This window comes from Afipia sp. GW823-FHT06G09 (genome assembly GCF_058794875.1).
Genome location: NZ_JBXAHF010000004.1, coordinates 669,522 through 692,640, shown reverse-complemented (window position 1 = coordinate 692,640; position 23,119 = coordinate 669,522). Strand labels below are relative to the sequence as shown.

Genomic DNA, 23,119 nt, shown 5'->3' with positions numbered 1-23,119 from the left:
TCACGCATTTGTGCAACGCAGCAAGCAGAAATCGCGCCCAAAGACCAATTTCGCGAGAGATTTCAATTAAGCATGAGTTCCCTCCCTGCGAACGGTGCATTGAATATGACGGTAATTTTCGCTAGGTCTTAAGCGATGCAGGCCCTCGGATGGCCGCCACGCCAGGGTCTGTCATTGATGCCTCGCCTTATTCACGGTCGTAAAACCGCCTCAACAATCGCGGCGATGGTCAGCGCGTTTGCGCTTGGCCTGTCTGCTCTTGCGGTGTCCCCTGTCGCATCTCATGCCGAACAGGCGACGACTGGCGCCAGCGTGCCCATCTCCGACGATCTCAACAGCGTCTTCAAGACCCAGCCCTGTGTGCAGTCCAAATCGCTTGCACAGCTCGACGCGCCCATCGCCCGCCTGGCGAAGAAGCTGGATGCCCATGAGCCTGTGACCATTATCGCCGTCGGCTCGTCATCGACCGGTGGCGCGGGCGCAAGTTCAGCCGCGTTTTCCTATCCGAGCCGTCTCGAGCGCGAACTGCGTCAACGGTTTCCGGATACGCCCATCACCGTCATCAATCAGGGCGTCAATGGCGAGGACACCGCCTCGATGATGGGGCGGATGGATGCGGTCCTCGCACCCAAGCCGGATCTTGTGATCTGGCAACTCGGCACCAATACCGTTCTTCGTGACGGCAACATCCCCGAGACGGGCAATCTGTTGCAGGCCGGCATTACCCGGATCAAGAAAACCGGCGCAGATGTGCTGCTGATCGATCCGCAGTTTGCGCCGCGCGTGAATGCAAAGCCCGCCGTCAGCGAGATGGTCGGACTTATCGCGTATGTCGCCAAGCAGACGCACGTTCCGGTGTTCAGGCGTTTCGTGGCGATGCGCCACTGGCATGAAGATCAGGCCATTGCGTTCGACCGGTTCATTTCCGCCGACGGCCTGCATATGAACGATTGGGGCTATTCCTGCCTCGCCCGCCTGCTTGCCGAGAATATCACGGCCACGGTCGCGCGATCCCGCTCCGTCGCCGGTGTGCGGCCTTTTCAATAACGGCTGAGAGCCACCTTATAATTTCTCGAATGTGATAGTATCCGGTTTCCGGATGACGCATATCGCATGCAGCAACTGAACCTTTCAAGGTTCAGCCTGTATGAGAACCGCATGACGCATTCGCACGATGCCGCGCACGACCATGCTGATCATCAGCATCAGGGGCATGACCACGGACGTGGTCATGGGCATGGCGGGCACGTCCACGCGCCCGCGAATTTCGGACCGGCCTTTGCGATCGGAATTACGCTCAACACCATCTTCATTATCGTCGAAGCGGTCTACGGCTACGCCAGCAACTCGACGGCACTGATCGCCGACGCCGGACATAACCTGTCCGATGTACTGGGGCTGATCGTCGCCTGGATCGCGGTCATTCTCTCCAAGCGGCCGCCCTCAGAGCGTTACACTTACGGCCTGCGCGGGTCGTCGATCCTGGCGGCGCTGTTCAATGCCGTCTTCCTGCTGATCGCCGTCGGCGCGATCGGCTGGCAGGCCGTGTTGCGCCTGTTCAATCCCGAACCCGTGGCCGAGATGACCGTGATGATTGTCGCGGCCATCGGAATCGGCATCAACGGATTTACCGCTCTGCTGTTCGCCTCCGGCCGCAAGAGCGATCTGAATATTCAAGGCGCCTATCTGCACATGGCCGCAGACGCCGCCGTATCGGCCGGCGTTGTCGTCGCTGCACTGATCATCATGATCACGGGCTGGCAGTGGATCGACGCGGTAACGAGCCTTGCGATCGTTGCCGTCATCATCTGGGGCACGTGGGGCCTGCTGCGCGACAGCACGGCAATGTCACTCGGCGCAGTCCCGTCAGGGATCGATCCCCTCGCGGTTCGTCAGTACCTCGAACAGCGTCCGGGCGTGACCGAGGTTTGCGACCTGCACATCTGGCCGATGAGCACGACCGAGTCTGCATTGACCTGTCATCTGGTGATGCCCTCGGGATATCCGGGCGATGCTTTTCTGATTCAGGCCTCAGCCCATCTGAAAGAGACCTTCGGTATCCAGCACACCACGATCCAGATCGTGACCAGCGCGGTCACGGCATGCACACTCGCCCCGGAAAGCGCCATTTAACCGGCCTTGAAAAGGCCCGACAGAGAATCTACTGATACGACATGACAAGCGGTGCCAGCATCGACGCAGGATTCAACAGCGGACAGCGGCGCCGTCTTTCCCTTGTTGTTGCGCTCGTATTGGGCCTGCTCGCGTCATTGTTTCATTGCACGGGCGAATTGAGCGCAGGTGACCTTGCGATTGCCGGTTCGAATGCAACCGTCCTCGCGATGGATTTCGACGGCACGACCCCGACCGATGGGCCGGACCACAAATTGCCCGCTCACTGCGGCCATTGCCTGAGCCATGTAACGGCGCAACCCGCCTTTGCCGTGCTGCTTCCGTCTGACATAGACCATCAGGCACCGCCTGCCGGCCAGGAACAAATGCTGGCGTCCCTCGCTGGCCTGCCCCTTTTCAAACCACCCCGCGCCTGAGCACCAACGCGGCCACCAAGGCCCGTTCGGCATGACCGCAGCCTCATAGCTGCGCGACGGCCTGCTCACATCATTTCTCGGAAATGACGACGGCACGAGTCAATCGTGCGCGGGAACATACCAATGACCAGTCTGAAACTACTTGCTGCGGCAAGCGCGACATGCGTGATCGCGGCGCTTTGCCCGGCGCTGACCTACGCACACGAGAAGCCGGAGAAACCGGCTGCTCAGGAACAGGCCGTCGAACACGACGATGCCGGTATAAAGCTCACCGAGCGTCAGGTCGCAGCGGGAAACTTTGGTGTTCAGGAAGCGCGCAGCGGACTCCTGAGCAAGCGCATCGTCGTGCCGGGTGCGATCGTGCCGAGCGGCGACCGCATCGCCAAGGTCGCGGTCCGATTGCTCGGCACCGTCGCCGAGGTGCGCAAGCGGCTCGGTGACACCGTGCGCGAGGGCGATGTTCTCGCCATCATCGAAAGCCGGGAGGTGGCCGACGCCAAGAGCCAATACCTTGCGGCGCGCGTTGCCTTCGACCTTCAGGACACCCTGTTCACTCGCTCGAAGAGCCTGTTCGAGTCCAAGGTCAGCAGCGAAAACGACTTCCTGCGCGCGAAGACCGCGTTTGAGGATGTCCGGATCAGGTACGACGTTGCCCGCCAGAAGCTGTTCGCGCTGGGTCTGACCAGTGACCAGATCGCGGCGTTGCCCCAGCAGCCTGTCGAAAACCTCAGACTGCAGGAACTGCGCGCACCGATGAGCGGCCGGATCGCCGAACGCCGCGTCGACCTCGGATCTCTGGTCGGCCGTGAAGGCCAGGAAAGCGAACTGTTTGTGATCGTGGATTCGAGCGTGGTGTGGGCCGAGCTTGCACTTGCATCCGCCGATCTTGCGGCAGTCAGCGAGGGCCAGAAAATCACCATCGGGATCGGCCCTGAGACTGATCCTTTGCCCGCGAACATCATGTTCGTGAGCCCGCTGCTGGACAAGGACACGCGTCTGGCGCGCGTGGTGGCGTCGGTCGATAACCCTGCGCACGTCCTGCGGCCGGGGATGTTTGTGACCGCGGAAATTCCGTTTCAGCAGGTGAAGGCCGACGTGGTGGTGCCGAAAACCGCTGTACAGAGCGTGGACGGCCAGAGCGCCGTGTTTGTCCGCACATCAACCGGCTTCGAGCCACGCAAGATCGTCATAGGGCGGGAAGACAGCCGTTCGTTCGAAGTGACGTCCGGCCTCGCCGCCCGAGACCCCATCGCCACCTCCAACACCTTCGTCCTGAAGGCCGATCTCGGCCGCGGCGAAGCTTCGCACGCGCATTAGGCCGGACCGCACACATGATCAGTCGCATTCTCGGTCTGTCCATCCGGCATCGCTGGATCGTCGTCCTTATCAGCATCAGCTTTGTTGCATGGGGTGCCTGGTCGCTGCTGCATTTGCCCGTCGATGCCGTGCCGGACATCACCAACAAGCAGGTGCAGATCAACACGACCGCTCCCGCGCTTTCGCCGGTGGAAATCGAAAAGCAGGTCACATTCCGGATCGAGACCGCGCTGGCCGGGATTGCCGGGCTGGAAAGCACCCGTTCCCTGTCGCGTAACGGCTTTTCACAGGTCACCGCGATCTTCCGTGAGAAAACCGACATCTACTTCGCCCGGCAGCAGATCAACGAGCGGCTGATCGAACTACGAGCGAGCCTGCCGCCCGGCGCCGATCCAAAGATGGGCCCGATCTCGACCGGCCTCGGCGAAATCTACATGTGGACGGTTTCCCTCGCGCCAAATGCCGGCAGCAGCGGCAAGACCGGCTGGCAGAACGACGGCTCGTTCCTGACGGCGGAAGGCGAGCGTCTCAAAACCGATGTCGAACGCGGCGCATATCTGCGCACGGTACAGGACTGGATCATCCGGCCGCAGATCCGAAGCGTTCCGGGCGTCGCCGGTGTCGACGCCATCGGCGGATACATCAAGCAGTATCAGGTGAAGCCAGATCCCGCGAAGCTGATTTCGCTCGGGCTTTCGTTCGGCGATGTCGTTCGCGCCATCGAAGCCAACAACATCAGCCGCGGCGCCAGTACCATCGATCGCAACGGCGAAGGAATTGCGGTCCGCGCCGGCGGCCGTCTGGAGAGCCTTGCAGATATCGGCGATGTAACGATCATCACACGCGGCGCAGTGCCGGTGAAGGTCCGCGACGTCGCCCAGGTCGCAATCGGCGGCGAAATCCGGACCGGCAGCGCCAGCCGCAACGGAAACGAAGCCGTGATCGGAACTGCGCTGATGCTGATCGGCAGCAACAGCCGGACCGTCGCCGCCGCAGTCGACGCAAGAATGCAGGATATCCGCCGTAGCCTCCCGGCTGGCGTGACCGTCGAGACCGTGCTGAACCGGACCCAGCTGGTCGATGCAACCGTCACCACGGTCGCGAAGAACCTCGGCGAAGGCGCCCTGCTTGTTATCGCCGTGCTGTTCCTGCTTCTCGGCAACTTCCGCGCCGCGCTGATCGCTGCGCTGGTGATCCCGCTTGCCATGCTGATGACCGCGACCGGAATGCTGCAGGGCCGGATCAGCGCCAACCTGATGAGCCTCGGCGCCCTCGATTTCGGCCTGATCGTCGACGGCGCAGTCATCATCACCGAAAATACGCTGCGGCATCTGGCGGAAAAGCAAACCGAAACCGGCCGGACACTGACGCTGTCCAAGCGCCTCGCGACGGTGAAAGCCGCGGCAGGGGAAATGATCGGACCTACGGTCTACGGCCAGGCGATCATCATCCTGGTCTATGTTCCGCTGCTCACGTTCAGTGGAGTCGAAGGAAAGATGTTCGAGCCGATGGCGCTGACCGTCATCCTTGCGCTCGTGTCAGCTTTCGTTCTTTCCCTCACGTTCGTTCCGGCACTCATCGCCATCGCTGTTACAGGCCGGGTGAAGGAAGCCGATAACCTTGCAGTGCGCCGCCTCAAGTCCTCCTACGCGCCGCTCCTGAAACGCACCATCAACCGGCCCCTCGCCGCCATCGCGACCGGCGTAATTCTGTTTCTGGGCGCGCTGCTGTTGTTTTTCCGCCTCGGTCAGGAATTCATCCCGATCCTGGATGAAAAGAACCTCGCGATGCATGCGCTGCGCATTCCCAGCACCAGCCTCACGCAATCGCAGATAATGCAGTTCGACGTCGAGAAGGTGATCAGCCGGTTTCCGCAGGTGTCTCACGTCTTCTCAAAAACCGGAACGGCCGAGATTGCCTCCGATCCAATGCCGCCCAACGCGTCCGATACTTTCATCATCTTCAAGCCGAAGGAGCAGTGGCCCGATCCCTCGCTGAGCAAGGCTGCTCTGCTTGACCAGATCGAGGATGCGGTGCGCGAACTGCCCGGCAATAACTACGAATTCACCCAGCCGATCCAGATGCGGTTCAACGAATTGCTGGCGGGGGTGCGCGGCGATCTGGCGATCAAGGTGTTTGGCGATGAGTTCGAGCCGCTGCTGCGCAGCGCGGGGCAGATCGCAAGCATCCTGCAGAAAACCAGGGGCGCTACCGATATCAAGGTTGAGCAAGCCGGCGGCCTCTCCGTGCTGGATATCAGCGTCAACAAGGCAGAGATCGCCCGGCGCGGTCTCAGTCTCACCGCCGTTCAGGATGTGATCGGCACGGCCATCGGCGGACAAAGCGCCGGAGCTCTGTTTGAAGGCGACCGGAGCTTTGAGATCGTGGTCCGCCTGCCGGAATACATCCGCGGCGATCTCGATGCACTGAAGAACCTGCCGGTGTCGCTCCCGCCGACGGGCCTCACTCCATCGACTGTCCCTCTGGGCCAACTCGCGACGTTCAGGATCAGCGAAGGCCCGAACCAGATCAGCCGCGAAAACGGCAAGCGGCGGGTCGTCATCACCGCCAACGTGCGGGACCGCGATATTGCCGCGGTCGTGAACGACGCCCGGGCACAAATCGAGACTCAGGTGGCGTTGCCGCCCGGCTACTGGCTGTCCTGGGGCGGCCAATTCGAAAATCTTGCAGCCGCACGCCAGCGGCTCTCGTTCGTCGTGCCGGGATGCTTCGTCCTGATCTTCCTGCTGCTGATGGGTGCGCTCGGAACAGCGCGGGACGCTCTCATCGTCTTCAGCGCTGTCCCCCTCGCCCTGACAGGCGGTGTTGTTGCCCTTTGGCTGCGGGGGATTCCGTTCTCGGTCTCCGCGGCGGTCGGTTTCATTGCCCTGTCGGGCGTTGCCGTCCTCAACGGGCTGGTGATGCTTGGTCACATCAAGCAATTGATGGCCAAGGGGCAGGAGAAAGCCGAAGCGATCTTCGAGGGCGCCCTCACCCGCTTGCGGCCCGTCGCCATGACGGCGCTGGTGGCGTCGCTCGGCTTTGTGCCGATGGCGCTGGCCACCGGGACCGGCGCGGAAGTGCAAAGGCCGATAGCAACCGTCGTGATTGGCGGTCTTATCAGCGCGACGCTGCTGACGCTGTTCGTCCTGCCGGCACTCTATGTTTTGTTTGGACGTAAGCCAGCGGCTGCTGAGCTGGAGACAACATCAGCCCCAACGCAAACCGGAGTCGAACCATTGCGTGGCTAATACTGGCTCAGGCGGCACCGAGATACGCGGCCTTCACCTTCGGGTCCGACAGCAGCGTCGCGCCGTCACCTTCCAGCGCGACTTTGCCGGTCTCCAGCACATAGCCGCGGTCAGCGATCTCAAGCGCAGCGCTGGCATTCTGCTCAACAAGCAGAACGGTCACGCCCTCTTTCCGGAGTGACACGATCGCAGCGAGGATCTGATCCACAAGCGTCGGCGACAGACCGAGCGATGGTTCATCCAGCAGCAGCAGCTTCGGTTTGCCCATCAAGGCGCGGCCGATGGCCAGCATCTGCTGCTGACCGCCGGACAATCCGCCTGCGAGCTGACGGCGCTTTTCGGCGAGGATCGGAAACATGCCGAACACGCGGTCGCGGTCGCTTTCGATGTCCTTGTCCCGGCGCATGTAAGCGCCCAGGCGGAGATTGTCCTCTACGGTCAGCGGTCCGAAAATCTGGCGGCCTTCGGGCGACTGCGTCATGCCGCGCTCGACCCGCCGATGCGGTTTGAGACGATCGATACGCTCTCCCAGAAAACGGATCTCGCCCGCGGTGACCGGCTGAACGCCCGACAGCGCTCGGAGCAGCGTCGTCTTCCCCGCGCCGTTGGAGCCAATCAGCGCGACCACCTCCCCGGCCCGCACGGCAAGATTCACGCCGTGCAACACTTCGATCCGGCCATAGGCGCTGCGGAGATTGGCAACTTCAAGCACGTGCTGCCTCCCTTGCTCCGTGTTTGCCGAGATAGGCCTCAAGCACCGCCGGATTGTCACGTACCTCCTGCGGCTTCCCTTCCGCGATTGGTTTGCCACGGTTCAGGACGAGAATGTGGTTTGAAATCTTCATCACGAGCTTCATGTCGTGCTCGACAAGAACAACCGCGATGCCCTTGGCGGCGACGCGGCGGATAAGCTCCTCGATTTCTTCGGTCTCAACCGCGTTGCAGCCCGCTGCGGGTTCATCGAGCAGCAGCACGCGGGGTTCGGAGGCCAGTGCGCGGGCGATTTCAAGGCGCTTGCACGCGCCGTAGGACAGCGATCCAGCGGGCACATCGGCACTGCTTCGCAATCCCACATCGTCAAGGAAGGCCAGCGCAGCATCCCGCGTCTCGGCATTTTGCCGCGTCACTGACGGCAGCCGAAACAGATCCGCCAGCAGATTGCAGCGCTCCCGCAAATGACGGCCGACCATGACGTTCTCGGCAGCTGTCATGCGCTGGAATATCTGGAGGTTCTGGAAGGTCCGCGACAGGCCGCGCGTCGCAAGCTTGTCCGGCGTCAGACCCGTGACATCCTCCCCCGACAGTTCGACCTGCCCCTGATCGCGCTCGTAGACGCCGGAGACGATATTGAACAGCGTGGTCTTGCCCGCGCCGTTCGGCCCGATGATCGACAGAATCTGTCCCGGACTGACGGCAAAGCTGACATCGTCGATGGCTTTGACGCCGCCGAACGATATTCCGATATCCCTGGCCGCGAGGATCGTCATGCCTGCGTCCTCTTTGCCAGTATGCGCGACAGCGTCGGGACAATCCCGTCACGCATGAAGATCATCGACACAATGATGATGAAGCCGAGCAGCAGATGTTCGTATTCCTGAAACACGGTCAGAACTTGCGGCAATGTGATGAGCACCGCTGCTCCGACAATGCTGCCGACGACCGACCCTAGCCCCCCGAGCACCACCATGGTCACCATTTCCACGGAGTGGAGAAACCCGGCCTGATCGGGATTGATGAAACCGTTCATGAGCGCAAGGGCCGAGCCCGCGATCGATGCATAGGCGGCGGCAATGACAAAAGCCTGCAACTTGAAACGGGCCACATTGATGCCGGCGACGCGCGCCGCGACCTCGCTGTCATGCAATGCGCGGAAAGCACGCCCCGTCGGCGTATCGTTCAGGTTGAGCGCGATCCACGTTCCCAGAATGAGAAGCCCGCCCGTCACCCAATACCAGGTGTCCGATCCGCTGACGCGCCATCCAAACAGCACCAGTTTCGCCACAGGCATGCCATCCGGGCCGCCAGTCCAGCGGCTCTCCGTGGTGATCACGAGCGCTACTAGCACACCGAGACCAAGCGTTGCGATAGCGAGGTAATGTCCCTTCAGTTTCAGGATCGGGCGGCCGACAAGATAGGCCAGCAATGACGAGATGATGCAGCCGAGCAGAAGCGCCGCCCATGGCGGTATTCCGAAATGCGCGGGACCGATGGCGACGGCATAGGCACCAATTCCGAAGAACCCCGCATGACCGAGACTGACCTGCCCGGCCGATCCCATCAGGACGTTCAGGCCGATCGCCGCAAGCGCTGACACCCACACCAGCGACGCCACACGGAAATAGTAGCTCGACGGAAAAATCAGCGGCAGCACCGCGACGACGACCGCGAGTGCGATCAGGATCAGATAGCGATAACCGATCTTCTGCAGCACCGCTCAGACCCTTTCCACGGTCCGCCGGCCGAACAGGCCTTGCGGCATGGCGAACAGCACGAGCAGAATGACGATGAAGGCGAACGCGTCCTTGTAGGTCGAACTGATATAGCCGACGCCGAAAGCTTCCAGCAGGCCGAGCAACAGCCCGCCCGCGACCGCGCCGAGCGGATTGCCCATGCCCCCTAACATCGCCGCCGCAAATCCCTTCAGCGCGAGCATCGTGCCGACATCGTAGCTTGTGAGCGTGATCGGCGTGATGAGAATGCCGGCGACCGCTCCGATGGCCGCCGATCCGCCGAAAGCCAGCGCCATCACGGTTGCGGTGTTGATGCCGACGAGCCGCGCCGCCAGCCGGTTCGCGGCAGTCGCGAGCACGGCCTTGCCGAGGACGGTCCGCTCCAGAAACACGTACAGCAGGATCACAATTGCTGCCGTACCGCCGAGCACCCAGAAGCTCTGCGGCTGAACAGTCGCACCGAGCAGATGGACCGGCGTGTCGCCGGAGATGCTGGGAAGCTTGTGGAACTGTTTGTCGAACAGGATTTGCGCTGCGCCCCGCAGCAGGATCGACGCGCCGATGGTGATGATGATCAGCGTGACGGGCGAGGCATCGCGCGCAGGCTCGATCGCGAGCCAATACAGCAGCAGGCCGACGACGATGGAAACGACCACTGCAAGAAGTGCGGCAAGCGGAAGCGGAACACCGGCGGCGGTGGCGAACACCGTCACCATTCCGCCCAGCATCACGAACTCGCCCTGGGCAAAATTGACGACGTCGGAGGCGTTGTAGACCAGCGTGAAGCCGAGAGCGACCAGAGCGTAGACGGCGCCCACGGTCAGTCCGGAAATGAGAAACTGGACGAACTCCGGCATACCGGCTCCACGAGCATGATGGCAGCCGATGGCTGCCGTTCCCGGCGAAAACGAATAAATTCAGACAGAGAACAAGCTCCCGGATGGATCGGACCGAACCGTCCGGGAGCGTCTGTATCGGCTTGCTTATGCGCCGGGCTTGATCAGGGTCCAGTCGCCGCCCTTGATTTCCAGCATACGGAACGCCGAGAGATCGAGGCCGAGATGATCCGTCGGCGTCATGTTGACGATGCCGCCGGTGCCGACGAAGCCCTTGGTCTTTTCGATTTCATCGCGGATCTTCTTCGGATCGTTCGAACCCGCGCGCTTCATGGCTTCGACGAGGATGTACAGGCCGTCATAGGCATGGCCGCCGAAGGTCGAGACCGGGCTCTTCGCGGTGTCTTCGTACGTCTTCTTGTAGTCGACAACGACCTTCTTCTGCGGATCGCTGTCCGGCAACTTGTCGCCAACCAGCAACGCCGCCGCCGGCAGGCGGATGCCTTCAGCCGCAGCGCCTGCGAGCTCGATGAAGCTTTTGGAGGCCACACCATGGCTCTGATAGAGAGGCGTCGCGGTCATGCCGAGCTGCGCGTAGTTGCGGGTCACGATCGCCGGTCCCTGCCCGAAGCCAGGATTGACGATCGCCTGAACGCCGGGGGTGTTCTTGATCTTGGTGAGCTGGCCGGTCATGTCGCTGTCGCGCGGACCGTAGCTTTCCTCGGTGACGATCTTGATGTCGTAGTTCGGCGCAACCTTGGTGCACTGGGCCTTCATCGACGCGCCGAAGCCGTCGGTACCCGAGATCATCGCGATGTTGGTGAGCTTGCGCTGCTTCAGGTTTTCGAAAATCTTCTCGCACGCCATCTTGTCGGTGTGCGGCGTCTTGAAGACGTACTTGCGGACCGGATCGATAATTTCGACCGCGCCGCCAAATGAAATGAACGGAACCTGGGCTTCCTCGAACACAGGGATCATCGCCATGGTGGTGCCGGTGGTCGAACCGCCCGCCATTGCGACAACCTTGTCGTCCTCGATCAGGCGGGTTGCGAATGTGCGCGCCTTGTTGGCATCGCCGCCGTCATCATAAACGATGAGTTCGACCTTCTTGCCGTTGATGCCGCCGGCTGCGTTGATCTTGTCGACATACATTCGCAGCGTCTTATCCTCAGGCTCTCCGAGAAACGACGCCGGGCCCGTGACAGATAGAACGGAACCGATCTTCACGGTCTGCTGCGCATGCGCGGCGCCGCTGAACGTCAAACCGGCAACGCCGGCCGCCAACAAGAATCCCAATGCTGATGCTGGTTTCACAGTTCCCTCCCTGAATGATGGGCGCTCGATTTTTTGAGAGCTTACCCCGGCATGTTTCCAACCACAGAGCGACAATAGTTTCAAGTGCAACTATCATCGCTTCTAGCCATCAATATAATTGACCGAACGGTTGGTCAATAGTAATCTACCCTCCAATGGCTGACCAAGAAGCCAACGGGAGGACTGTGTGAACAACGATCTGGTCTTGACCGAGGTCTGCGACGGATATCGTGTCATCACGCTCAACAGGCCCGACAGCCTCAACTCGTTCAACCAGAGTGTACACACAGCGTTGAACGCGGCGTTGAATGATGCCGAGGCTGATACGAAATGTCGCGCGCTGATCCTGACCGGCTCCGGACGCGGATTTTGCGCGGGACAGGATTTGTCCGAAGTTGAATTCAAGCCCGGACAAAAGCCTGATCTCACGGTGACGCTGGACAAGAACTACAATCCCCTCATTCTCAGGTTGAGAAAGTTGCCGCTGCCGATCGTGTGTGCGGTGAACGGCGTTGCCGCAGGCGGCGGAGCCAATATTGCATTTGCTTGCGATATCGTTCTGGCGGCGCGCTCGGCCAAGTTCATCCAGGCATTCTCTAAGATCGCGCTGGTGCCGGATTGCGGCGGCACATGGTTTCTGCCGCGCCTTGCGGGCAACGCGCGTGCGCGAGCACTGGCCATGCTGGCTGAACCGGTAACCGCCGAGCAGGCCGAAGCCTGGGGCATGATCTGGAAGACCATCGACGATGCCAATCTGATGACAGAGGCGCATCGTCTCGCAGCCCATCTCGCCAAACAGCCCACGGGCGCCCTCGCCCTGACCAAACAGGCGCTCGACGCATCCGAAACCAACACGCTTGCGCAGCAGCTGGATCTCGAACGCGATCTTCAGGGTCGGGCCGGGCGCGGATCGGATTTCGCTGAAGGCGTTACCGCGTTTCTGGAAAAGCGTGCGCCTCATTTCACGGGAAGCTAATGATGGATGCACACGCCAACGCCTCAGACCCACATGCCATCGCCGAAGCCTGCGCAAAGGCCATGTGGCTCGATGATCGGGCGAGCAAGGGACTTGGGATGAACCTTCAACGGGTCGCCCCCGGCGAAGCAGTTATCTCGATGACGGTCCGCAAGGATATGACGAACGGCCACGGCATTTGTCACGGCGGCTTCATCTTCACCCTTGCGGATTCGACGTTCGCATTTGCCTGCAACACGTACGACCAGCGCACCGTCGCGCAGCAATGCGCGGTGACGTTTCTTCAGGCGGTTCATGAAGGCGAGACGCTGACGGCACACGCGGTTGAACGCAGCCGCGCCGGACGTGGCGGCATCTATGACGTGACGGTACGCGACAGCCGCAACGTGGTGGTTGCGGAATTTCGCGGGCATTCACGAACGATTTCAGGCCGCCTGCTCGCGGACGGCACTCAACAAGAAACCAGGCAAGACCAGGAGTGAGACCATTGCTTCAGATTCCGCTGCGCAAGCTCGATCGGCTGACCCCCGAACGGACGGAGCTTGATCCTCACGAGGTGGCATCCCGCGACGAGATTCGCGCGCTTCAGCGCGAACGGCTGGCATGGTCACTGCGTCACGCCTACGAGAATGTGCCGCACTATCGCGCCAAGTTCGATGCTGCGGGAGTCCGGCCGGACTCGTTCAAGAACCTTGAGGATCTCGCGAAGTTTCCGTTCACGATCAAGACCGACCTGCGCGACAACTACCCCTTCGGAATGTTCGCCGTCCCTGAAACCAAGGTCGCGCGCATCCACGCCTCGTCCGGCACGACCGGAAAGCCAACAGTTGTCGGATACACCAAGCGCGATATCGACACGTGGAGCGACGTGGTCGCGCGCTCGATCCGTGCCGCAGGTGGCCGCGCCGGGATGAAGGTCCATATCGCCTATGGATATGGCCTGTTCACCGGCGGCCTTGGCGCGCATTACGGCGCGGAGCGCCTCGGCTGCACCGTCATTCCCATCTCCGGCGGCATGACCGAGCGTCAGGTTCAGCTCATCAACGATTTCAAGCCCGAAGTCATCATGGTGACGCCCTCCTACATGCTGGCGATCCTCGATGAATTCAGGAAACAGGGCCTCGATCCACGCAAGTCATCGTTGCGCATCGGCATTTTCGGTGCCGAGCCGTGGACCAACGCGATGCGCGAGGAAATCGAGGAAGCATTCGACCTGCACGCCGTCGACATCTATGGCCTGTCCGAGGTGATGGGCCCCGGCGTCGCCAGCGAATGCGTTGAGACGAAAGACGGTCTCCACATCTGGGAAGACCATTTCTATCCCGAAGTCATCAATCCGGTGACCGGCGAAGTGCTGCCCGACGGCGAGAAAGGCGAACTTGTCTTCACATCGCTGACCAAAGAAGCCATGCCCGTGATCCGTTACCGGACGCGTGACCTGACGCGATTGCTGCCGGGGACGGCGCGCTCGCTGCGTCGCATGGAGAAGGTCACCGGCCGCTCCGACGATATGATGATCATTCGTGGCGTCAACGTATTCCCGACGCAGATTGAGGAAAAGCTGCTCGCGATTCACGATCTGTCGCTGCACTACCAGCTCGTTCTCACCCGCGACGGCCGCATGGACAACATGGAAATCCAGGTCGAGGCGCGGCCCGACGCAAGCTTTCCCGCGCGCGAAGCAGCCACGAAGCAGTTGGCCCTGTCGGTGAAGGACACCATCGGCATCACGGCGCGCGTCACCGTACTTGATCCCGGAAGCATCGAGCGTTCGGTCGGCAAGGCCAAGCGTGTCATTGACAAACGGCCAAAGGAATAAAGCGTCTCATGGCACGCAGCCGCGCCAACGATTACGACGACAAACGACAGGCGATCCTGGATCGCTCCGCAGAGCTTTTCTCGGCGCACGGTTACGACCGTGCCTCGATGAACAAGATCGCTGAAGCCTGCGGCGTGTCCAAGGCCAATCTCTATCATTACTACAAGGACAAGGAAGGACTGCTGTTCGACGTCATTCGCTTTCATCTCGAGGAGCTGCTCGAGGTGGTCGAGACCGCGGATGATCCGGGCGCTGCGCCGGAAGCAAGACTACGTGGCCTGATAGCTGCGTTGCTGGAAGCCTACCGGGATGCCGATTCACAGCACAACGTCCAGATCAGCAGCATGCGGTTTCTCCCTGCGGAGCGACAGGCCAAGCTCAAAGCCATGGAGCGCGACCTCGTTCGAATTTTTTCCGCCGCTGTGGCCGGTGTCGCGCCTCATCTCAAAGGCACGAAGATGCTCACGCCGGTTACGATGTCGCTGTTCGGCATGGTGAACTGGCACTACCTCTGGTTCAAAAGCACAGGTTCGGTCAGCCGCGACGAGTATGCAGACATTGTCACCAGGCTGATCTCCGACGGAGCGCGCAATGTGCTCAAGCCGCCCGCCAAGACATCGAAGCGCACTGCGGCGGCTGAATAGGCCGATTATTCACCCGGTGCTGCCAGCACCCAACATCGAAGTGATCCCATGAAACTCGACAGCTACGTCAACGGACAGTGGGCCGCACCGGGCCGCGATCTTATTGAGGTGCGCAGCGCCGTCACTGGCGATGTTGTTGCCGAGGCCACCAGCGGTGGGCTCGACATGCACGGCATCCTCAGCTACGCCCGCAACACAGGCGGAAAGAACCTCCGGCGGCTGACCTTCCATCAGCGTGCCGATATGCTCAAGAAGCTCGCGCAGTATCTGACCGAGCGGAAGGATCAGCTCTACAAGCTTTCATTCCAGACCGGAGCAACGCGCACGGACAACCTCATCGATGTCGATGGCGGCATCGGCACGCTGTTCGTCTACGCCGGGAAAGGCCGGCGCGACCTCCCGAATTCGACCTTCCTGCTGGATGGTTCTGTTGAGCCCATGGGCAAAGGCGGAACGTTCGCCGGGCAACACATCATCACGTCGCTGCAGGGCGTCGCGGTACACATCAACGCCTTCAACTTCCCCTGCTGGGGTCTGCTTGAAAAGCTCGCGCCTGCGCTGTTGGCCGGCGTTCCTGTCGTGTCGAAACCAGCGACTGTCACGTCCTACGTCGCCCATGCGCTCGCACGCATGATCGCGGAATCCGGAATTCTTCCCGAAGGCGCGTTCCAGTTCATTGTCGGTTCAACCGGCGACCTGTTCGATCACCTGACCTGCCAGGATGTGGTGTCGTTCACCGGCTCAGCCGATACATCCGAAAAGCTGCAGCGGCATCCGGTAATCGCACGCGAGGCCGTGCGCTTTGTCGCCGAACGGGATTCGCTCAACGCCGCAATCCTCGCACCGGATTCCGGCCCCGGAACGCCGGAGTTCGATCTCTTCATCAAGGAAGTCGCCAAGGAAATGACGGTCAAGGCCGGACAGAAGTGCACGGCGATCCGCCGCGTGCTCGCGCCGTCGGCGTATGTCGAGCCTGTGATCGAAGCGCTGCGCGAGCGTTTGGACAAGGTCGTGATCGGCAACCCCGAGCAGGACAACGTGCGGATGGGTCCGGTAGTCGGCCTCGATCAGCGCCGCGACGTGCTCAGCCACGTCAAGACATTGCGGACTGAAGCACAGCTTGTCGCGGGTGATCCGGATAACTTCGACGTTCAGGGCGCGGATGTTGTTCGCGGTGCGTTTGTGCCACCTATCCTTCTGCACTGCGCAAACCCCATTCAGGCGACGAGGGTTCATTCGGTCGAAGCGTTTGGCCCGGTCAGCACCGTGATGGGCTACAGCGATCTCGAGGAGGCTATTGCGCTGACCAATCGCGGCGGTGGCAGTCTTGTGGCGTCGGTCTACACCCATGATCCGAAGGTGGCATCGGACCTCGTATTCGGCGTCAGCAGCTTCCACGGACGGCTTGTCATCATCGATCGCGACTGCGCGAAGGAGCAGACCGGTCACGGCTCTCCTATGCCGCAAATGGTTCATGGCGGCCCCGGACGAGCGGGTGGCGGCGAGGAACTCGGCGGCGTACGCAGCGTGCATCACTACATGCAGCGCACCGCTCTTCAGGGCTCACCCCGCATGCTGACCGGCGTAACCGGAAGCTGGACGAAGAATGCTCCGATCATCGAGAAGGACCGGCATCCGTTCCGGTTTCATTTCGAGGACCTCGATATCGGCCAAACCTTCTACTCGAAGGAACGCACGATCACGCTTGAGGACATCGAGCACTTCGCCCATTTCACCGGCGACACCTTCTACGCGCACATGGACGAGGAAGCGACCAAAGGTCACCCGTTCTTCCCGGGCCGCGTCGCGCATGGCTATCTGCTGCTGTCCTTCGCCGCGGGATTGTTCGTCGATCCGGATCCGGGTCCGGTGCTGGCGAATTACGGGCTCGACTCGCTTCGCTTCATCAAACCGATCCAGCCGGGCGAAACCATCAAGGTGAGGCTTACCGCGAAGGACAAGTCTCCGCGCAACAAGCAGTATGGCGAAGTGCGCTGGGATGTCGAAATCCTCACTGACAAGAACGAGTCCGCCGCAACCTACGAACTTCTCACCATGAACGCTGTCCGGCCAACGGCCTAAAAATAACCTCCAGGGAGAAACCCATGATCCTCGTCACCGTGATGTATCCGGCCGGAGAAGCATTCGACACCGATTACTATCTCAAGACACACATGCCGTTGGTGAAGGACCGCTGGGGCCCGCTCGGGCTCAAAAGCGCGCAGGCGATCAAAGGCGTGGCGAAGCCCGACGGCAGCGCGCCGGATTATCAGATGACCGCGCTGCTGACCTTCGGATCGATGGACGACTTCAAGGCCGCAGGCAAAGCTCACGGCAAGGAAATCTTTTCGGATATTCCGAAATTTACCAAGGCGCAGGCCGTGGTGCAGATCAACGACATCGTGTTCTAAGCCGAGGACCGCACGTGTCGGCAACGGCGCATACCGATCAACACGCCCCTCGTCCGGTTTCAGACGAGGACGCCGCAATTGCGCACGCCTTCTCCCTGAAGGACCTTCCCGACGCGTTCTACGACAATCCCTACCCGACCTATCGCGCGCTGCAATCCGCGGATCCGATCCATCAGATGCCGGACGGCTCGCTGTTCCTGACCCGGCATCGCGATCTCGAAGCGATTTACAAAGACACGACGCGCTTCAGCTCCGACAAGAAGGTGGAGTTCGCGCCGAAGTACGGCGACGGCTCGCTGCTGTTTCAGCATCACACTACGAGCCTGGTGTTCAATGATCCGCCGCTACATACCCGCGTTCGCCGCCTGATCGCCGGTGCTCTCAATCCGCGCGCCATCACGGAGATGGAGCCGGGGCTCATCTCCCTCGTCGACCGGCTGCTGGACAACATGCAGGCGCAAGGCAAGGCCGATCTCATTGAAGACTTCGCCTCCGCCATCCCGGTCGAGGTGATCGGCAACCTGCTGGCTATTCCTCACGAAGACCGCGCACCGCTGCGCGGCTGGTCGCTGGCGATCCTTGGCGCGCTGGAGCCGTTCCTCACGGAAGAAATTCAGGCACGTGGCGAACAAGCCGTCGGGGAATTTCTCGATTATCTCCGTCGCCTCGTTGCCGATCGCCGCGCGCGCCCCGGTAATGCCGAGCACGATGTTCTGACGCGCCTGATTCAGGGCGAGACAAGCGGCGACAAGCTTGGCGAAATCGAGCTTCTGCAGAACTGCATTTTCATTTTGAACGCCGGTCACGAGACCACCACCAACCTGATCGGAAATGGACTTGAATTGCTGCTGCGGTTTCCGGATCAACGGCAACGCCTGATCGATGACCCCTCACTCATCAAGACGGCGGTTGAAGAATTCCTGCGCTTTGAGAGTTCAAACCAGCTCGGCAATCGCCGCGTGGTTCGGGATGCCGAGATCGACGGCGTCACACTCCCGGAGGGAGCCCTCATTACGCTCTGCATCGGCGCGGCCAATCGCGATCCGGAGGTATTCGCCGAACCGGAGCGCCTCGACATTACCCGCGCGCCAAACCGCCATCTCGCCTTCGCATCCGGTGCACACGCCTGCGTCGGCCTCACCCTCGCCCGCCTCGAAGGCCGCATCGCGATTGGCCGTTTCCTTGCTCGCTTCCCGAACTTTACAGCCGCTGGCCCGGCGCATCGTGCAAGGCGCGTGCGGTTTCGTGGTTTCACAACGCTTCCCGTTACACTCGCCTAAACATCCAGATCAGGAATTTTGCATGACGACGTTCGACAAGACCGCCGCCCTTGAGCTTTTGAAATCAGCTCCTGCACCATGGGTGCAGGATTTGGACCTCACCGTGGAAAGCGTCACTGCCGACGAAGCAGTGCTGCGGATGCGCTTTTCGGAGAAGCTCTGTCGCGATAACGGCGTGGTCTGCGGACAGGCGCTAATGAGCTTTGCCGATACTGCGATGATCATCGCTGTCGCGTCGGCAGCCGGTGGCTATTTCCCGATGACCACGGTGGATCAGAGCATCCACTTCATGCGCCCCGCGATGCGCGCGGACGTTCTGGCGGAAGCCCGCGTGGTGAGGCTGGGCAAGACCATGGCCTTTGGCAGCATCACGCTGCGAACCGATGGCGACGAACGGCCTGTCGCGATGGCGCAGACGGCCTACGCGCTCATGCGCGACGCCAAATAAATTACATCTGGTCGTAATCGACCACGACACGACTTGAGACCGGATGGGCCTGGCAGGTGAGCACAAAGCCTGCTTCGAGCTCCCAGGGCTCGAGCGAATAGTTCACGTCCATCGTCACTTCGCCTTCGACGACCTTCGCACGGCATGTCGAGCACATGCCGCCCTTGCATGCGTAAGGCAAGTCCATGCCCGCACGCAGCGCGGCGTCGAGGATAACCTCACCCTCAGCAATCGGCACATCCTTGCGCTTACCGTCCACGATCAGTGACGCAACAGCTTTGGGAGGTGCTTCCGGCGCGACCTGAACCTTCGGCCGCGGCTTGCCGCCGAATTCCGACACAAAGCGCTCGACGTGAAGGCGTTCCTTGGGAATGCCGCAATCAAGACAGGTCGCCTCAATCTCTTCGCTCATGGCGAGGGGACCACAGACGAACACATGATCGACCGCTGCCGCAGGCACCATCGCACGCAGCAATACCTCGACTTTCTCGCGGTCGAGGCGACCATAAAGAATGGGCAGGTCCTGCTCTTCCTGCGACAGCACATGGAACACCGACAGGCGCCCCATAAAGCGATCCTTCAGCTCTTCCAGCGCTTCCCGGAATAGGATGCCATTGGTGGTCCGATTGCCGTAGAACAGAAAAAAGCGGCTGTTGGGTTCGCGCGCGAGAATGCCGCGCACAATGGACATGATCGGCGTGATGCCGGAGCCGGCGGCAAAGCCGACATGGATGCGCGCCTGATCCGGCGCATGCGCCACACCGAAGCGGCCGGTAGGTGTCATCACGTCCAGCTCGTCGCCGGACTTCAATTCATCAAGCGCCCAGCTAGAGAACGTGCCGCCATCGACCTTTTTGACGGCAATACGGAGTTCATGATCGTCAGGGCTCGAGCAAATCGAATACGAGCGCCGGACTTCCTCACCATCCATGGTCGTGCGCAGCGTCAGATATTGTCCCGGCGCGAAGGCGTAATCGCCGGCCAGTTCGCCTGGAATGGCAAACGTCATTGAGACCGCATCGGCGGTCTCGCGCCTCAGGTCCGCCACCGCCAGACGATGGAATTTCGGAACATGCGACATTACAGCCTCGCTCAATGGCATTTGAAATAGTCGAACGGCTCCCGGCAGGCCTTGCAGCGCCACAGCGCCTTGCAGGACGTCGAGCCGAATTCGGAAAGTACTTCGGTATTCACGGAGCCGCACTGCGGACAGGCGACTTCCTGCTCGCCGAATAGCGCACGGCGGCCACCACCGGCTTGCGGCGGCGCAATGCCATACTCCTTCAGCTTCCGGCGGCCCTGCTCGCTCATCCAGTCCGTCGTCCAGGCGGGCGAGAGCACTGTGCGCACCTTCGAATTGCGGATGCCTTTGCGCTCCAGCGCCAGTTCGATTTCGAGCGCGATCATGTTCATTGCCGGACAGCCGGAATAGGTCGGCGTGATGGCAACTTCGACCGTGCCGTCCGTCACCGTGACATCGCGCAGCACACCAAGATCCGCGATGGTCAAAACCGGAATCTCCGGGTCGACCACCTGCGCTGCGGCATTCCATGCCGTCTGGCGAAGATCATGGCTGGTGCTTGCGGCTACCATGTCGCGTTCGGAAAGGTTCGTTGCATCGATTGCAGTTCGCTGAGCAGATGCCCAAGGTGCTCCGTGTGATTGCCGGAGCGGCCGCCCTTCTGCATCCAGTCGCTTGACGGACGCTTGAGCGTCGCAACGCCGAGAACATTGGAAACGGTGTCGGCCCAAATACCTCGCAGGGTTTCGGGATCGATCGCAATGCCGGAGGAAATCAGTTCCGCGTCGCTCTGGTCGGCATGGAACAGTTCGCCCGTGAAAGCCCAAAGGTCATCAATCGCGGTCTGTGCGCGGCGATGGCTCTCGTCGGTGCCGTCGCCGAGGCGGATCATCCATTCCGAAGTGTGGCGCAAGTGATACGCGCTTTCCTTCTCGGACTTCGCGGCAATCGCGGCCAGCGTCGCATCTTTCGAGTTCATCATCGCGCGCCAATACGGATCGGCAAAAGCCGAATAGAAGAATTGCCGCGTGATGGTGCGCGCGAAATCACCGTTCGGTTGTTCCACAAGCAGCAGATTGCGGTACTGGCGCACATCACGCAGATAGGCGAGCCTGTCCTCGTCGTTACCCGCGTCTTCGACCTTGGCGGCGTAGGTGTAGAGTTCGCGCGCCTGCCCTATCAGGTCGAGACCCATATTGGCCAGCGCCATGTCCTCTTCCAGCATCGGGGCGTGACCGCACCATTCCGACACACGATGGCCGAGGATCAGCGCGTCGTCGGCCCGGCGCAGCGCGTAGAGGACCAATGGACTTTCAGTGACTTTGATCGAAGAAGCGGTCATGACGTAATGTCCTAGCTAAATCCGCTCGTCATTGCGAGCGAAGCGAAGCAATCCATGTATGGAGCGTCTCAAAGCTGGATTGCTTCGCTTCGCTCCTCGCAATGACGCGTGCGCCAATACGCCGTGTCACATATGGCCGACTTCGTCGGGCACGTCGTAGAACGTCGGATGGCGGTAGATCTTCGACATTGCCGGCTCGAACATCATCCCCTTCTCGGACGGGTCGGACGCAATGATCGCATTCGACGGCACGATCCAGATCGAAAGTCCCTCGCCGCGCCGTGTGTAGATATCGCGCGCCGCCTGAAGCGCCAGCGTCGCGTCAGCCGCATGCAGCGAGCCGACATGCTTGTGCGCAAGGCCGTTACGGCTGCGGATGAAAACTTCCCAAAGCTGGGTGTTCTGAGTGGTCATGACAGCCTCCAGCCGATTACGCCGCAACCGCAATGCGGCGCGCCTGTTGTTTTTTCGCATAGGCAGCCGCGGCTTCACGGACCCATGCGCCTTCGTCGTGCGCCTTGCGGCGCGCAGCCATGCGATCGCGGTTGCACGGGCCGTTACCCGACAGGACCTGCTTGAACTCGTTCCAGTCGATCTCGCCATACGCCCAGTGCTTGGTCTCCTCGTTCCACTTGAGATCGGCATCCGGAATCGTGAGACCGAGATAATGCGCCTGCGGCACGGTCGCATCGACGAACTTCTGGCGCAGATCGTCGTTCGAGAACCGCTTGATCTTCCATGCCGTCGACTGGTCGCTGTGCTGGCTAAGTTGATCCGGCGGACCGAACATCATTAGACACGGCCACCACCAGCGATCGAGCGCGCTCTGCGCCATGGCCTTCTGCTCTTCGGTGCCGCGCGACAGCGTCAGCATGATTTCGTAGCCCTGGCGCTGATGAAAGGACTCTTCCTTGCAGACGCGGATCATGGCGCGCGCATAAGGACCATACGAACAGCGGCAGAGCGGAATCTGGTTCATGATCGCCGCGCCATCGACCAGCCAGCCGATGGCGCCGATATCGGCCCAGGTCGGCGTCGGATAATTGAATATGGATGAATACTTCGCCTTCCCAGCGAGCATCGCATCGACAAGCTCTTCGCGCGAGGAGCCAAGCGTTTCAGCTGCAGCATAGAGATAGAGCCCATGACCGCACTCGTCCTGCACCTTGGCCAGCAGCGCTGCCTTGCGGCGCAGCGTCGGCGCACGGGTGATCCAGTTGCCCTCGGGCAGCATGCCGACAATTTCCGAGTGGGCGTGTTGGGAAATCTGACGCGTCAGCGTCTTGCGATACGCGGCGGGCATCCAGTCGTTCGGCTCGATCCGGTCGTCGGCATCAATGCGCGCCTGAAATTGCGCTGCACGCTCCGCGTCCTCAACGTGAATGACTTCACCTTCGGATGCATTGAGTGCTTGCGTGTACATCGCCGTTTCCTCCTAGGAGACACCAGCCAATATATAAC

23 protein-coding genes are annotated in these 23,119 nt (G+C 61.1%); 13 read left to right on the top strand and 10 right to left on the bottom strand.

Annotated elements, in window-relative coordinates:
• The first annotated feature begins 225 nt into the window (after positions 1 to 225).
• The 5 genes from AC1Q67_RS20175 to AC1Q67_RS20155 all read left to right on the top strand — a co-directional run bounded on the left by AC1Q67_RS20175 (position 226) and on the right by AC1Q67_RS20155 (position 7,117).
• Positions 226 to 1,047, top strand: coding sequence for an SGNH/GDSL hydrolase family protein (locus tag AC1Q67_RS20175; RefSeq protein WP_492236604.1), 822 nt, complete (start codon positions 226 to 228; stop codon positions 1,045 to 1,047).
• Positions 1,048 to 1,158: 111 nt separating this feature from the next.
• Positions 1,159 to 2,133, top strand: coding sequence for a cation diffusion facilitator family transporter (locus AC1Q67_RS20170; protein ID WP_492236605.1), 975 nt, complete (start codon positions 1,159 to 1,161; stop codon positions 2,131 to 2,133).
• Between the two features lie 41 nt (positions 2,134 to 2,174).
• Positions 2,175 to 2,549, top strand: coding sequence for a ferrichrome ABC transporter substrate-binding protein (locus tag AC1Q67_RS20165; protein WP_492236606.1), 375 nt, complete (start codon positions 2,175 to 2,177; stop codon positions 2,547 to 2,549).
• A gap of 123 nt (positions 2,550 to 2,672) precedes the next feature.
• Positions 2,673 to 3,866, top strand: coding sequence for an efflux RND transporter periplasmic adaptor subunit (locus AC1Q67_RS20160; RefSeq protein ID WP_492236607.1), 1,194 nt, complete (start codon positions 2,673 to 2,675; stop codon positions 3,864 to 3,866).
• A gap of 14 nt (positions 3,867 to 3,880) precedes the next feature.
• On the top strand, positions 3,881 to 7,117 hold the full coding sequence (locus tag AC1Q67_RS20155; RefSeq protein ID WP_492236608.1) for an efflux RND transporter permease subunit: 3,237 nt from the start codon (positions 3,881 to 3,883) through the stop codon (positions 7,115 to 7,117).
• A gap of 7 nt (positions 7,118 to 7,124) precedes the next feature.
• Here the strand turns inward: AC1Q67_RS20155 and AC1Q67_RS20150 are convergent, their stop codons facing one another.
• From AC1Q67_RS20150 to AC1Q67_RS20130, 5 genes are all read right to left on the bottom strand, one after another.
• Positions 7,125 to 7,829 (bottom strand): ABC transporter ATP-binding protein, encoded by a 705-nt coding sequence (locus AC1Q67_RS20150; RefSeq protein WP_024577855.1) that lies wholly within the window; start codon positions 7,827 to 7,829, stop codon positions 7,125 to 7,127.
• Positions 7,822 to 8,604 carry an ABC transporter ATP-binding protein gene (locus AC1Q67_RS20145; RefSeq protein ID WP_492236610.1) on the bottom strand — a complete coding sequence of 261 codons (783 nt, stop codon included), beginning with the start codon at positions 8,602 to 8,604 and terminating at the stop codon, positions 7,822 to 7,824. Before AC1Q67_RS20145 ends, AC1Q67_RS20150 begins: the two co-directional genes overlap by 8 nt.
• Positions 8,601 to 9,548, bottom strand: coding sequence for a branched-chain amino acid ABC transporter permease (locus AC1Q67_RS20140; protein WP_492236611.1), 948 nt, complete (start codon positions 9,546 to 9,548; stop codon positions 8,601 to 8,603). Before AC1Q67_RS20140 ends, AC1Q67_RS20145 begins: the two co-directional genes overlap by 4 nt.
• Positions 9,549 to 9,551: 3 nt before the next feature.
• A complete protein-coding gene (locus tag AC1Q67_RS20135) occupies positions 9,552 to 10,424 on the bottom strand; it encodes a branched-chain amino acid ABC transporter permease (protein WP_492236612.1) in 873 nt (290 codons plus the stop codon).
• Positions 10,425 to 10,550: 126 nt separating this feature from the next.
• A complete protein-coding gene (locus tag AC1Q67_RS20130) occupies positions 10,551 to 11,717 on the bottom strand; it encodes an ABC transporter substrate-binding protein (protein WP_492236613.1) in 1,167 nt (388 codons plus the stop codon).
• Between the two features lie 187 nt (positions 11,718 to 11,904).
• On the opposite strand from AC1Q67_RS20130, the gene paaG reads away from it, so the two are divergent.
• From paaG to AC1Q67_RS20090, 8 genes are read left to right on the top strand one after another with little or no spacing between them, the layout of a single operon-like run.
• Complete coding sequence (gene paaG, locus AC1Q67_RS20125) at positions 11,905 to 12,693, top strand: 2-(1,2-epoxy-1,2-dihydrophenyl)acetyl-CoA isomerase PaaG (RefSeq protein WP_492236614.1); 789 nt, start codon at positions 11,905 to 11,907, stop codon at positions 12,691 to 12,693.
• Between the two features lie 2 nt (positions 12,694 to 12,695).
• Entirely contained in the window at positions 12,696 to 13,175 is a 480-nt protein-coding gene (paaI, locus tag AC1Q67_RS20120) for a hydroxyphenylacetyl-CoA thioesterase PaaI (protein ID WP_492237152.1), read from the top strand.
• Positions 13,176 to 13,180: 5 nt separating this feature from the next.
• Entirely contained in the window at positions 13,181 to 14,512 is a 1,332-nt protein-coding gene (paaK, locus tag AC1Q67_RS20115; RefSeq protein WP_492236615.1) for a phenylacetate--CoA ligase PaaK, read from the top strand.
• An 8-nt stretch (positions 14,513 to 14,520) separates the two neighbouring features.
• Positions 14,521 to 15,156, top strand: a complete 636-nt coding sequence (locus AC1Q67_RS20110) for a TetR/AcrR family transcriptional regulator (RefSeq protein ID WP_492236616.1) — start codon at positions 14,521 to 14,523, stop codon at positions 15,154 to 15,156.
• A 48-nt stretch (positions 15,157 to 15,204) separates the two neighbouring features.
• Positions 15,205 to 17,238: a phenylacetic acid degradation bifunctional protein PaaZ gene (paaZ, locus tag AC1Q67_RS20105; protein WP_492236617.1), complete on the top strand. Its 2,034-nt coding sequence runs from the start codon at positions 15,205 to 15,207 to the stop codon at positions 17,236 to 17,238.
• A 23-nt stretch (positions 17,239 to 17,261) separates the two neighbouring features.
• The gene (locus AC1Q67_RS20100; protein ID WP_492236618.1) at positions 17,262 to 17,567 is read left to right on the top strand and encodes an EthD family reductase; all 306 of its coding nucleotides are present in this window, start codon (positions 17,262 to 17,264) and stop codon (positions 17,565 to 17,567) included.
• A gap of 14 nt (positions 17,568 to 17,581) precedes the next feature.
• Positions 17,582 to 18,847, top strand: a complete 1,266-nt coding sequence (locus tag AC1Q67_RS20095) for a cytochrome P450 (protein WP_492236619.1) — start codon at positions 17,582 to 17,584, stop codon at positions 18,845 to 18,847.
• A 22-nt stretch (positions 18,848 to 18,869) separates the two neighbouring features.
• Positions 18,870 to 19,295, top strand: a complete 426-nt coding sequence (locus AC1Q67_RS20090; RefSeq protein ID WP_024577843.1) for a PaaI family thioesterase — start codon at positions 18,870 to 18,872, stop codon at positions 19,293 to 19,295.
• Position 19,296: 1 nt separating this feature from the next.
• Here AC1Q67_RS20090 and paaE read toward each other — a convergent pair whose 3' ends face one another.
• The 5 genes from paaE to paaA all read right to left on the bottom strand — a co-directional run bounded on the left by paaE (position 19,297) and on the right by paaA (position 23,081).
• Entirely contained in the window at positions 19,297 to 20,376 is a 1,080-nt protein-coding gene (gene paaE / locus AC1Q67_RS20085) for a 1,2-phenylacetyl-CoA epoxidase subunit PaaE (RefSeq protein WP_492236621.1), read from the bottom strand.
• Between the two features lie 11 nt (positions 20,377 to 20,387).
• The gene (gene paaD, locus AC1Q67_RS20080; protein ID WP_492236622.1) at positions 20,388 to 20,888 is read right to left on the bottom strand and encodes a 1,2-phenylacetyl-CoA epoxidase subunit PaaD; all 501 of its coding nucleotides are present in this window, start codon (positions 20,886 to 20,888) and stop codon (positions 20,388 to 20,390) included.
• On the bottom strand, positions 20,882 to 21,658 hold the full coding sequence (gene paaC / locus AC1Q67_RS20075) for a 1,2-phenylacetyl-CoA epoxidase subunit PaaC (RefSeq protein ID WP_492236623.1): 777 nt from the start codon (positions 21,656 to 21,658) through the stop codon (positions 20,882 to 20,884). Before paaC ends, paaD begins: the two co-directional genes overlap by 7 nt.
• Before the next feature lie 126 nt (positions 21,659 to 21,784).
• On the bottom strand, positions 21,785 to 22,072 hold the full coding sequence (gene paaB, locus AC1Q67_RS20070; RefSeq protein WP_006020444.1) for a 1,2-phenylacetyl-CoA epoxidase subunit PaaB: 288 nt from the start codon (positions 22,070 to 22,072) through the stop codon (positions 21,785 to 21,787).
• A gap of 16 nt (positions 22,073 to 22,088) precedes the next feature.
• Positions 22,089 to 23,081: a 1,2-phenylacetyl-CoA epoxidase subunit PaaA gene (gene paaA / locus AC1Q67_RS20065; RefSeq protein WP_492236624.1), complete on the bottom strand. Its 993-nt coding sequence runs from the start codon at positions 23,079 to 23,081 to the stop codon at positions 22,089 to 22,091.
• Positions 23,082 to 23,119 lie beyond the last annotated feature (38 nt).